The organism is Cohnella suwonensis (assembly GCF_042655365.1).
Classification (GTDB): Bacteria; Bacillota; Bacilli; order Paenibacillales; family Paenibacillaceae; genus Cohnella; species Cohnella suwonensis.
In genome coordinates, this window is the sequence record NZ_JBHSMH010000066.1 from 15,091 (window position 1) to 27,452 (window position 12,362).

Annotated in this window: 8 protein-coding genes; 7 read left to right on the top strand and 1 reads right to left on the bottom strand. The window is 54.3% G+C overall.

Annotation, left to right across the window (positions count from 1 at the left end; translation table 11 throughout):
- Positions 1-54 precede the first annotated feature (54 nt).
- Positions 55-903, bottom strand: coding sequence for an AraC family transcriptional regulator (locus tag ACFPPD_RS17460; protein ID WP_209749738.1), 849 nt, complete (start codon positions 901-903; stop codon positions 55-57).
- Between the two features lie 387 nt (positions 904-1,290).
- Here ACFPPD_RS17460 and ACFPPD_RS17465 point away from each other — a divergent pair, with 387 nt between their 5' ends.
- From ACFPPD_RS17465 to ACFPPD_RS17495, 7 genes are all read left to right on the top strand, one after another.
- A complete protein-coding gene (locus ACFPPD_RS17465) occupies positions 1,291-2,940 on the top strand; it encodes a cellulase family glycosylhydrolase (protein WP_209749754.1) in 1,650 nt (549 codons plus the stop codon).
- A gap of 281 nt (positions 2,941-3,221) precedes the next feature.
- Entirely contained in the window at positions 3,222-6,407 is a 3,186-nt protein-coding gene (locus ACFPPD_RS17470; RefSeq protein WP_209749737.1) for an S-layer homology domain-containing protein, read from the top strand.
- Between the two features lie 529 nt (positions 6,408-6,936).
- Positions 6,937-7,137 (top strand): hypothetical protein, encoded by a 201-nt coding sequence (locus ACFPPD_RS17475; RefSeq protein ID WP_209749736.1) that lies wholly within the window; start codon positions 6,937-6,939, stop codon positions 7,135-7,137.
- Positions 7,138-7,733: 596 nt separating this feature from the next.
- The gene (locus tag ACFPPD_RS17480; protein ID WP_209749735.1) at positions 7,734-8,333 is read left to right on the top strand and encodes a TetR/AcrR family transcriptional regulator; all 600 of its coding nucleotides are present in this window, start codon (positions 7,734-7,736) and stop codon (positions 8,331-8,333) included.
- A gap of 213 nt (positions 8,334-8,546) precedes the next feature.
- Entirely contained in the window at positions 8,547-9,386 is an 840-nt protein-coding gene (locus tag ACFPPD_RS17485; RefSeq protein WP_378082728.1) for an amidohydrolase family protein, read from the top strand.
- Positions 9,383-10,876 carry a tagaturonate reductase gene (locus tag ACFPPD_RS17490; protein ID WP_209749734.1) on the top strand — a complete coding sequence of 498 codons (1,494 nt, stop codon included), beginning with the start codon at positions 9,383-9,385 and terminating at the stop codon, positions 10,874-10,876. Before ACFPPD_RS17485 ends, ACFPPD_RS17490 begins: the two co-directional genes overlap by 4 nt.
- The gene (locus ACFPPD_RS17495) at positions 10,869-12,362 is read left to right on the top strand and encodes a UxaA family hydrolase (protein ID WP_209749733.1); all 1,494 of its coding nucleotides are present in this window, start codon (positions 10,869-10,871) and stop codon (positions 12,360-12,362) included. Before ACFPPD_RS17490 ends, ACFPPD_RS17495 begins: the two co-directional genes overlap by 8 nt.

Below are 12,362 nucleotides of genomic sequence, written 5' to 3' on the forward strand. Positions count from 1 at the left end.
CCGGAAAGAATGGAGATTCCTCATATCATTTTGTAGATTACTAACCTGTTACGGCTACCGATCGTTTTCCGAAATCGGACCGTGGGTTTGCCGGTATGCGGATGGAGAGAAGCCGGTCATCGATCTGAATAATTTGGACAGGTAGGAGATGTCGGGGATGCCGACCGAGCCGCCGATCTCGGAAAGCGGGAGATTCGTTGCGGTCAGCAGCCACTTCGCTTCCTCTATCCTTTTTTTGTTGACGTATTGAATCGGAGAGGCGCCGAAGTGGCGTTTGAATACGCGAATGAAATAATTCGGATGCAGGTGTACCCTTTCGGCCAGTTCCCTGATCGTCAGATTGTCGCGGTAATGGGCGTGAATGTACGCAACGACTGCCTGAAGCGGCTCGGATATCGCTGCCGGCCGAATGCCGTCTTCGCTTTCGCCCGCATGCTCCAAGTAATAAGCGATCAATTTGTACAAGGCGGCTTTAAGCAGCAAAGGTGAAGTTACGGAATCGGATGTCTCGCCGGAGAGCAGATCGCGAAAGAGTCGCGCGGGCTCCCCATCGTCTCCGGTAACGATGAAGAAGGGCGTCTTCAGCAGATCGAACAGGTTGTTTTCCCCGATTCTGGCCGTAAAGTGGCACCAGTATTTCGTAAACCGCGGACCGTCCGTGCAGGAGTAGGATTGCTTCACTCCTTGCGGCATCATGAACCATTGGCCCGGTTTGGGGGCGTATTCCGTATCGCCGATCTTCAGCCAGCCTTCTCCGTCGCAGATCAAATAAAATTTGTTGTAGCCCGGCGTGTAATCCAGGTCCCGCCAATCGGGCCAAACCTGGTTGTATCCCATGGCGGTGACGTTGACTTGAAGGTTAGCGAGATAAAGCCGAATCAGTTGATGCCGGGAAATGTTCATGGCTCTCTCCGATTATGGGAAGATAAGATTCTATATTTCAGAATACCACAATGTTGCGAGGATGAATTTTTAGATGATTTTTAGATGATTTTTTATGGTATTATCAGGAACTTCATGCAGTTAAAATAAAAATAGAACCGCTTACATCAATCGTCCAATGAGGAGGTGCATGAAAACAACATCTAAGAGCAGTCACGAGTGCCGCTGTGAATCGATTTGCTCGAAAGGCAGGAGTGTCGCATTTTAACACGCATAGGAGGATATTCATACGTAAGATCACTGGCATACCCAAGTAACGTCTGGCTAGCAATTCGTATAGCTCTGATCCCATTATAAAACCAAAGGAGAATTTCATTGCGTACAAAAAGATCATATCTATCCGTATTCATGGCCGTTTCCTTGCTGTTGGCGCTTTTTTCTTCCGTGGGCACCGCCGCGGCGTCCAAAAAAGAATCCAAAATCCAGTCCTATGTTAGCGCGATGCAGCCCGGATGGAACCTGGGCAATACGTTCGAGGCGATCGGAGCCGACGAGACGGCATGGGGCAACCCGCGGGTAACCAAAGAATTCATTAAGGAAATTGCCAAACAGGGTTACAAAAGCATCCGGATTCCGGTTGCATGGAAGCAGCATATGGGCGACGCTCCGGACTATACGATCGATCCTGCATTCTTGAACCGGCTTCAGGAAGTGATCGATTGGTCGCTGGACGAGAATCTGTATGTCCTGATCAATATCCACGACGCATGGTTGTGGATGAGATCGATGGGTACGGATCATGATGAGGTTCTGGCCCGCTATCAAGCGATATGGACGCAAGTGTCCGAGCGCTACAAGGATCATTCCGACAAGCTGATGTTCGAAAGCGCCAACGAACCGGCTTTCGATAACGTCGATACGGCGACGCAGCACGCGCTGCTCGATGAGCTCAACACTTCCTTCGTCCATATTGTAAGAGCGTCGGGAAGCGTAAATGCCGTTCGACCGCTCGTGCTACCGTCGTTATTTACCAATGCCGGGCAAGACCATCTGGATTCGCTCGCAAGCACGATGGCCAATCTGAACGACCCGAATTTGATCGCCACCGTTCATTTTTACGGCTTCTGGCCGTTCAGCGTCAACGTTGCGGGCTTCACGAAGTTTGACGCCGTGTCGATTAACGATATCGTTACAACGGTTGACAATGTCTATAATTCGTTTGTATCCAAAGGCATTCCCGTTATCGTAGGCGAATACGGACTGCTCGGCTTCGATGCCAGCGTCGGCGCGATCGAGCATGGCGAGATGCTGAAGTTTTTCGAGTACTTTACCCAATACGCCCAAGCGAAAAACGTGACCCACATGCTATGGGACAACGGCCAGCATTTTAACCGCATAACGTTCCAGTGGAGGGATGCGGAGCTTTACAATATCATTAAGGCAAGCTTGAAAAGCCGTTCTTCCACCGCCGAATCCGATCTGATCTACGTCAGGCAAGACGCTCCGGCCCAGGACGCCGTAATCCCCCTGAATTTGAACGGCAATGTTCTGACCGGCATCCGGGCCGGCGACTATAAATTGATCGAAGGCTCGGACTATGAGTTGAACGGCGAAGTCTTGACCGTCAAAGCAAGTCTTCTCGCCAATCTTACCGCATCGGGCCAACTCGGCGAAAGTGCCGTGTTGAAAGCCCGATTCAACAAGGGCGCCGATTGGAGCTTCCATGTCCTCTATTACGACACGCCGGTGCTGCAAAACGCGGAAGGCACGACCGGAAGCTTTGCGATTCCGACCGCCTTTAACGGTGACCGCCTTGCAACGATGGAGGCCGTGTACGCCGCGGGGGGCAACGCCGGTCCGCATGGCTGGACTTCGTTCAAAGAGTTCTCCCGGACATTCAGTCCTTCTTATGCAACGAATCAAATCGTTCTAACGCAGAACTTCTTCAATGAAGTCAATGACGGAGAGGTCATTCTGAAGTTCCACTTCTGGAGCGGCGAAATCATCAATTATACGATTACGAAGAACGGTACGAGCATCACGGGCACAGCCTCGTAAGGAATCGATTCGGAGAAAAGGGGAGTCCTGCCTTGCGCCCGTGCGCTGCGGCAGGGCTCCTTTTCTTGCGAAAAAAATTTACCACAAACCGCGAAGGCTTATGCTGCGCGGTTTCTTTCTATTTATCCGTAGAATCTTTCATTATTCTTTTATTGGGTTGAACTACACTTATATTTATAGTAACCAAGAAATGAATGTGTTTTGACTTGGAATGACGTACACTAGATTTGAAATGTAAAAGTTCGGTAATAATCTGTCTCGAAATTGAAAGGAGATTCTTTATGTCGCGCCCATCACTCCATACGAAATGGCTTTCCGGGATACTGGCAGCAGTTGTGCTCTTGCTCGCCTTCCATGCTCCGGTAAGTAAAGCAGCAGAATTACAACAAGCTCAGGTAAACGAAGCGGATTCAACTGTGTCGAACCCGGCTCCTGGCACGATTAGCATGCAGCGCTACTCGGATGTGCCGGATCACGCGTGGTACGCAGAGGCGGTAAACGATTGGATAGCGCGGGGCATTCTGGCCCCGAATGAAGGAGATACGTTTCAGCCCCGGTTCGTTACGACGCGCGGCGATTTTGCTTATTTACTCGCGTACTCGCTCGGGTTGGCTCCTTCCGCGACATCCGGAGTGTTTACGGATGTGTCGGGAAACGAGCTGGCCGGATACTTTGCCGCTCTCAAGGAAGCGGGGCTGGCTAATGGTTACCAGGATGGCACGTTCCGTCCGAACCAGCCGGTTACAAGGGCCGAAGCGGCAAGCTGGATCGCTGCAGCCCTTAAGCTGACGCTGAAACCGCAAACCGGCAGCCCCTTTCGCGATGTTCCGACAACAAGCTGGTATTCCGGTGCAGTCGGCGAACTGACGAGCATGGGCATCCTTTCCGGAAAAACAAAGGATCGATTCGCTCCGGGAGACGTCATCGCGCGAGCAGAAACGTTCAACTTGCTTTACCGCTCTTTTTATAAATCATATCTTATTCAGGACATTAAAGAAGACGGCACGATTATCATCGACGGCCATGCCTATCGCGCGGGCGATTCGGTAAAAGGTATTTTTCAACGGTCGAACTTGACGGCATTGCGCAATGCGGCGATTCAGTTTACCCGCCACGGGGATACGATCGTTTCGGTCGAAAACTTGCATATTGGATATAAAGACGCATTGGCCGGGCAGCATGAATCTCTCGTCTTTAATGCGCAAGGAAATACGATTAACGGCGTTCTGATCGTGAACGCGGATCAGCTCTCGTTGGCGAATGTGGAAGTGAAGGGCGATTTGCTTCTGACTTCGGCTATCAAAACGAATTTTTTCGGTTACGATGTACTCGTCTTAGGGCAGGCGGTTTACCTCGAAGATACCGGCACGCCGAAGTCGCAGATCGCGAATCTAGAGTTCCAGCAGAGCGATCTGGGCAAGTTGGTTCTAGCAAATAGCGCCAATGTAAAACAGGTCAATCTCGTTCCTGACACCTTATCCAAATCCAGCCGCAATCCCAAGAATGAAGTTCATATTTCGGCGAATCTTGGAGCATTGTTTTGTATGAATGACTGCAGTGTCGTAAAGACGCCCGGACTTCAAAGCACTCCAAAGGGACCTAGCAGCAATAAAGCACTTATAGCCAAAGCAGCCGCAGATGCCGCAGCCAAAGCAGCCGCAGATGCCGCAGCCAAAGCGGCCGCAGATGCCGCAGCGAAAGCAGCCGCCAATGCCGCAGCCAAAGCAGCGGCCGATGCCGCAGCCAAAGCAGCCGCGGATGCCGCTGCAGCCAAAGCAGCGGCCGATGCCGCAGCCAAAGCAGCCGCAGATGCCGCAGCCAAAGCAGCCGCAGATCCTGCAGCCAAAGCAGCCGCAGATGCTGCAGCCAAAGCTGCGGCCGATGCCGCAGCCAAAGCGGCCGCAGATGCCGCAGCCAAAGCAGCGGCCGATGCCGCAGCCAAAGCAGCCGCAGATGCCGCAGCGAAAGCGGCCGCCGATGCCGCAGCTAAAGCGGCCGCAGATGCTGCAGCCAAAGCAGCCGCAGATGGCGCAGCCAAAGCAGCCGCCGAAGCAGCAATCAAAGCGCCGGGGACAGCAAACAGCCCAAGCCTTTTGCCTGGTCTTTACGTTCAAGTGATTGATGGCTTAATCAATTTATCGAATCCAGGGGGCAGTCAAAATTTCTCGGCAGGCCAATTTGGCTTTACGCCGAGCTTCACACTACCGCCTATCACAGTGCCTAAAAGCCCCGGCTTCCCGTTCGCCCTCCCGGCGCCGTTTAACACGCCAACGCCGCCAGGGTCTAAACCCAAGGCAAACAAAGACATTGATGTTACGAAGCTCAATTGCGGCAACGTGAGGTGTAACGTCGAAACGTTCACGGAATCGCAAGTCGACACCAGCTCGACCGGTTCAATCGGGACGGCTATCGTCCACTCCGGGGCTAACTTGCAATATCTTGGAATTGGCCCGATTGACAAGCTGATCATAGGTGATTCGGATTCGACCACGGACGCGACCTTCACCGGATCTGCCAACATCAATCATGTTACCGTAAAAGGAAAAGACGGCGCTAAAACTGTTCTGAACTTGCAGGGAACGATCGGAACGCTCGAATCAACGGGCTCTCCCCTCGTTAAATTGGCAGATTCTTTAAAAATCAGCAATCTCATCGTTCCGACAGGCGTTAATCCCAATAGTCTGTTCGTGAATGGTAATGACTTGTTCAGAGTTGCGGCGATAAACGGTCAATTGACCGCACCGGTCACGGCACCGCCAGTCATCGTGACACCGCCGTCGGATACGACGCCGCCAAACGGAATGAGCGCGCAAACGACGGTGGTTCAGAAGATAGACAGCACGACCGAAGGGACCGTAACGATTAACGACGAGGATGCGGCAGCGCAAGGCGTTCATCACTACCGCGTGTTCGCCGCGATAGGCAGGAATGCCACGACTTCGGATCCTTATCAGCAAGTGAGCGTAACAGGCGCGGTATACCTCGACTTGGACGCATTAACAAGCGGAACTATCGCTCCATCCGATGGACAGGATGTTTATTTCACGGTCGTCGCCTACGATACTGCGGGTAACGCCTCTGTGCCAACGGATTATGACATGGCAAGCGTGACGTGGAATATGTTCGGGCATCCAAACGGGGTGAACACATTAACTGTTGAACAGAGCGGCTCAACTCAAGCATCCCTGACATTTACGGATCTAGATAGAGTAGCTCAGGGAGTCGCGTACTATAAGGTGTATGTGGCCATTGGCTCTGGCATAGCTTCTAATTTCCAAGAAGTCAGTAGGGCAAGTGAGGGAAATGTAATCACTATCGAATTACATTCTTTAGGTTTGCCAGATATAGCTAACGGGGACGTGGTTCATTTCACCGTCGTAGCTGTAAAAAGCGGCGGTGTTGATTCGATCCCAACGCATACTGACAAAGCCACAGTGATATGGCAAACGCTGGCTTCAGAGGGATAGCCAAGAATGCAGGATAATAAAGAATAACAATAAACAGGTTGCTTTAGCTTAAGAGCTATAGCCAACCTGTTTTTTGTCATGGTATTGACCAAGGCTTTGCCGCTTGCGATCAGGGCCGGCATTATTGAGTATCAAGGCCTCGCTCCATCGGACATGTTGCGTACCTGAATTCTGCCGCTCGCTTAAACGCCTCCTCCCGACAACCTGCTAAAATGCAGTTTGTTCGGGGCAATCTCGCAAAAACGGCTCTACAACCTGCAAAAATACAGTTTGTTGAGTCGAAATGGGGCGTTTCTCGCGAAAAGCAGAAAACAACCTGCATATTTGCAGGTTGTCTACGAACATTGAATAAACGAGCCAAACAACCTGCATATTTGCAGGTTGTTTGGCTGTAGGGGCGAAACGGCTAAGTATAAACGGCGGATCAGAAAAAATGCGATAGTGAGACCGTAGTTAAGGACTTTCTCAACAGTCTGAACCTAATGAAAGTTAGGTTGTTTCTATTTCAACGAAATGAGGTGGCAACATTATGGATGCGATGGAACTTGTAGCGTTTAGCGTGAACGGTACGGAATGGCGACTGCGCGACGTCCTCAAGCTTGCATGCATGGAAGACGGATTTACTGCGGTCGAGGATAGCATTCGAAGTGCCGTTACGCTGGAATTCGCGGAACGGCACAATCTATCGGTCGATGAGCAGGAGTGGAAAGCGGCGCATCGACGGGCATGATCTGAAGCAAGTGCAGGCCGCTTCGCTCCGTAAGCAAATCGGAGTCGTACAACAGGAAGCGGGGCTCTTCAGCGGATTGATTCGTGAAAATATCGCCTATCAAATTCCCGATGCGTCGAGAATGTTAGGAGCGGGTTCATCGTTGCTTGTTCGATCTTCATAGGCCAATTGCCGTAACGTTGATTGCAGAATAATTCCACGTCTTCGTCAAAGTCTGCGGGCCAAAGTCCCAACCGTCTCTCAAAATTGTGATTAACGCTAATTGCAGCGTGCCAGAAGTTTCGGGATGCCGACCTGATTCTCGTCATGGCGCAAACGTGATCGAACAAGGGACGCACGAGGAATTGATACAGCGGAAAGGATACTACTCGGAGTTGTACTACAGTCAATTCGAATCGGCAACGACGGCATGATCCAATGAAGGACGCTAGTCGGCTAAGACTGGCGTCTTTTCGTTACCGATCAAGAGATAACCGGCTATTCGTCTGGGTAGACTAATTTTACAACTTGCAATATAATTAACATATTGTAAATTATAATGGCGAATAAAGCCGCGCTTCGCAGCTCACTCTATTCGAACCAAGGGGGAAGACAGGTTGGATCATGTAACGACCCGCACGGATCCCCGCATCCTTCGCACGCGCCGGTTGTTGAAAGACGCCTTCGTCGAGCTGCTCGAGGAAATGGATATCGAGAAAATCTCGGTCAATCGCATCGCGGAGCGCGCCACCATCAACCGCGTGACCTTCTATCTGCATTACCGCGACATTCCGGACATGCTGGAGAAAATGGCCGACGATATGGTCGAGGACGTGAAGTCCATCTTGGAGGAGGACATGTCCGACCATCGCAATTCCGCGGAAGACTTAGACTGGCAAATGAAGAAAATGGTGAAGTTGCTCGAGCATATCGCCGAACAATCGAAATTTTATAAAGTCGTGCTCGCGACGAAACGCACTTCGATTTTCACGGAACGGCTGTTAAAGCTGCTGACGGAAAGGATTACGGAGAGGGTGGAGCAACTGGGGGGCAAATCCCTTAATCGGAGGGGCATTCAATTGGACATCGCCATCTGGTACGGTTCATCCGCGTTGATCGGTACGATCGTATCCTGGCTTCGGAACGACATGCCGTATACGCCGGATTTCCTGGCGAAGCAATTTATCTTATTACGCGAGCGCAGATGCGAAGATTAACGATACGCGCTTCAATGTTCCGCGGAGAATCTCCCATAGAAGCAACGAATAGGTCGCGCCCTTGATCGAGTCGAGGGTTGCGGCCTTTTCTTGTCTCATTTCGTGTCTCATATCAAAATAAGGTATAGATTTGCCCTGATGGGTTCTTTTATGTATCAAAGATGATGGTATCTTTATGTTATACAGCGTTTACAATTCGCGAGGGAAGAAGGAATCGAATTGTCGAGGATCGATGCGCATCAGCACTTCTGGAAAATCGAGCGGGGAGATTACGGCTGGATAACGCCGGAGCTTCCGGTCTTGCATCGCGATTATTTACCCGGGGATTTGCGTCCGCATCTGGAGAAGCACCGGCTCGACGGCTCGATCGCCGTGCAAGCGGCCCCGACTTTGGAAGAGACGGCGTATTTGCTATCGTTGGCCGAAAGCGATGATTCCGTCCTTGGCGTCGTCGGTTGGTTGGACTTGCAGGATCCTCGCCACATGGAATATTACGAGAGCTTCGCCTCCCATCCGAAATACGTCGGGTTCCGGATCATGATCCAGGAGATGCCCGACGCCGGCGCCGTTCTCGAGCCGGCGTTCGTCGAAGGGCTGAGAGCCTACGCGTCGCGCGGCGTACCCGTTGATCTGCTCGTAACCGCCGGCCAGTTGGAACCCGTCATCGAGCTCGTCCGGCAAGTGCCGGGGTTGCGCGGCGTCATCGATCATATCGCCAAGCCCCGGATCAAGGAAGGCGTCGAGGAGCCGTGGCGCGGCCAGATCGAACGGCTTGCCTCCTTCCCGAATCTATACTGCAAGCTGTCCGGCATGACGACGGAAGCGGACCGCGAGGCATGGCGGCCGGAGCAGTTCGCGCCGTACGTCCGCCACGTACTGGAGTGCTTCGGTCCGGACCGGGTCATGTACGGGAGCGATTGGCCGGTATGCCTGCTCGCGGCCACGTACGACGAAGTCGTCGGCGTATTGGAAAGCGCGCTGCCCGACTCTTGGGGCGAGACGGAAAAAAAGAAACTTTACGGACTTAACGCAAAGGAGTTTTACCGCCTATGACTTCATCTATAAGCTCGCTGAATCGAGCCGTACTGAACGAAAGGGATCATCATGCGAATCGCGATGGCGCGCATGAAAGTCCCGTGACCGTCCTGCAAATCGGAGAAGGCAACTTCCTTCGGGGCTTCTTCGACTGGATGATTCACGAGTGCCGCGAACAAGGCTTGTACGCGGGCGGCATCGCCGTCACGCAGCCGCGCCCTTCGGGCAAGGCGAAGATCGAGGCGCTGGCCGCCCAAGACGGCTTGTACACGCTCGTGACGCGGGGCATCGAGAACGGCGAACGCATCGAACGCGCGCAAATCGTCACGTCGATCGCCGAGGCGTTCGATCCTTATGGCGATTGGAAGCGGTTCGTCGCTCTGGCGGAAAGCCCTTCGCTTCGGTTCGTCGTGTCGAACACGACGGAAGCGGGGCTCGCCTATCGGCCGGAACCGCTCGAGGAAGGAAAGCCGATCCAATCGTTCCCGGGCAAAATCGCCTATCTTCTCTACCGCAGGTTCGTTGCGCTCGGAGGCGGGAAAGCGAAAGGGCTTATCTTCTTGCCCTGCGAGCTGCTCGAGCGCAACGGCGACGAATTGAAACGCTGCGTGCTGCGGTACGCGGAAGACTGGGGCTATCCGGAATCGTTCCGGGAATGGGTGCTTACGGGCAACCGATTCCTCAATTCCTTGGTCGACCGCATCGTCACCGGGCATCCCGGAGAGCAAGCGCGGTCTTGGTTCGAGGAATGGGGGTACGAGGACGCCATGCTCGACACGGCGGAGCCCTACCATTTCTGGGCGATCGAGGCGGAGCCGGAGCTGGACGATGAGTTTCCGCTGCGCGCGGCGGGGCTGAACGTTCATTGGGTGGCGGACCTGAAGCCGTATCAGCTTCGCAAAGTGCGCATCCTGAACGGCGCCCACACGCTGATGACGCCGCTCGCGCTGCTTCACGGGGTGAGCATCGTCAGGGACGTCATGCAGCATCCCCGGTTCGGCGCTTTCGTGAAGGAAGCGGTCGAACGGGAGATCGTTCCGGCGATACCGTTGCCGCAAGACGAGCTGACGGCCTACGCCGCCACCGTCTACGAACGGTTCCTCAACCCGTTCATCGATCACCGGCTCGCCGACATCGCGATGAACGGTCTGAGCAAGTTCAAGGTCCGCCTGTTGCCGACTTTGCTTCACTATGCGGACCGGGGCGAATCGTTGCCCGCGAATATCGTGCTGGCGTTCTCCGCGCTGCTGCGGTATTGCCAAGCGGAGAAGAAGGACGGCGCGTACGTCGGCTGGACGCTGGACGGGACGGCATACGAGATCAGGGACGACGGCGAAGCGCTCGCGGCCATCGCGGCGATCTGGTCGGCCGAGCAGCCGATTGCGGTAACGGTCGAACGATTGCTCGGATTATCGGACGTATGGGGGATCGACTTGTCTTCCGTGAAGAATCTAGCGGAATGGGTCGTACGCGACTTGGAAAAGATGGAGGCGGGTTTCGATGAATAAATGGATCAGGCTTCACGCGGACGATCACGTCGTCATCGCGTTGCAGCCTTTAAACGCCGGGGAAAACCTCGCGCTGGAAGACGGTTCGGAGCTGCGGCTTCTGGAAGACGTGCCTAAAGGGCACAAAGCGTTGACGCGCGAAGTCGTCGCCGGCGAGCACGTCTTGAAGTTCGGCTATTCCATCGGCCGCGCGAAGGCGCCGCTTCAACCCGGGACGTGGGTGCATACGCATAATCTCGGAACGGGATTGCACGGTTTCGTAGACTATGCGTACGCTCCCGAATTCAAACCGGCGAACGACTTGAAGGGACAAGGCAGAACGTTCCAAGGTTATGTCCGGGATAACGGGGAAGCCGGCATACGCAACGAAATCTGGATTATCAATACGGTCGGCTGCATCAACAAGACGTGCGAGACGATCGCGCGCCGGGCGGACGCGATGTACGGCGGGCGAGTGGACGGCGTTCACCACTTCGCGCATCCGTTCGGCTGCTCCCAGCTCGGGGACGATCTGCGCCACACGCAGAAGCTGCTCGCCTCCCTCGTGCGCCATCCGAACGCGGCGGGCGTGCTCGTCGTCGGCCTCGGCTGCGAGAACAATCAGATCGACAGCTTTAAGCAGGCGATCGGAGCCTACGATCCGGACCGGGTCAAGTTCTTGAAGTCGCAGGACGCGGAAGACGAGCTGGAGGAAGGGCTCGAACTCGTCGGGGAACTCGTCGCTTACGCCGAACGCTTCAAGAGAGAGCCTGTTCCGGTAGCGAAGCTGAAGCTCGGGCTCAAATGCGGGGGCTCCGACGGCTTGTCCGGCATTACGGCCAATCCGCTCGTCGGCCGGGTGTCCGACCGGCTCATCGCGGCGGGCGGCACGGCGATTCTGACCGAAGTGCCGGAGATGTTCGGCGCGGAGACGATTCTGATGAACCGCGCTTCGGACGAGAACGTATTCGGACGGATCGTCGATCTCGTCAACGATTTCAAGCAGTATTTTATCCGGCACGGCCAAGAGATTTACGAGAATCCTTCTCCGGGCAACAAGGACGGCGGCATCACGACGCTGGAAGAGAAGTCGCTCGGTTGCACGCAGAAGGGCGGACAGGCGACCGTGACCGACGTCGTGCCGTACGGCGAACAGGCGACGGCGCCGGGGCTCACGCTGCTCGAAGCGCCGGGCAACGATCTCGTGTCGGTGACGGCGTTGTCGGCGGGAGGCGCCCATATCGTCTTGTTCACGACGGGCAGAGGCACGCCGTTCGGCGGTCCCGTCCCGACCGTGAAGATCGCGACGAACGGCGAGCTGGCGGAACGGAAGAAAAATTGGATCGATTTCAACGCGGGAGCGCTGCTCGAGAACAAAAGCATGGACGAATTGTCCGATGAGCTATGGGAGAGCATTATCCGTATCGCCTCGGGCGAAGAACGGACGAACAACGAACGCAACGGATTTCGCGAGATCGCTATCTTCAAGGACGGGGTGATTCTGTAG

Bases quoted from the DNA above. Each gene is read 5' to 3' on its own strand.
- ACFPPD_RS17490 (WP_209749734.1), top strand. From the start codon at position 9,383: ATGACTTCATCTATAAGCTCGCTGAATCGAGCCGTACTGAACGAAAGG.
- ACFPPD_RS17470 (WP_209749737.1), top strand. From the start codon at position 3,222: ATGTCGCGCCCATCACTCCATACGAAATGGCTTTCCGGGATACTGGCA.
- ACFPPD_RS17465 (WP_209749754.1), top strand. From the start codon at position 1,291: ATGGCCGTTTCCTTGCTGTTGGCGCTTTTTTCTTCCGTGGGCACCGCC.
- ACFPPD_RS17460 (WP_209749738.1), bottom strand. From the start codon at position 903: ATGAACATTTCCCGGCATCAACTGATTCGGCTTTATCTCGCTAACCTT.
- ACFPPD_RS17495 (WP_209749733.1), top strand. From the start codon at position 10,869: ATGAATAAATGGATCAGGCTTCACGCGGACGATCACGTCGTCATCGCG.
- ACFPPD_RS17475 (WP_209749736.1), top strand. From the start codon at position 6,937: ATGGATGCGATGGAACTTGTAGCGTTTAGCGTGAACGGTACGGAATGG.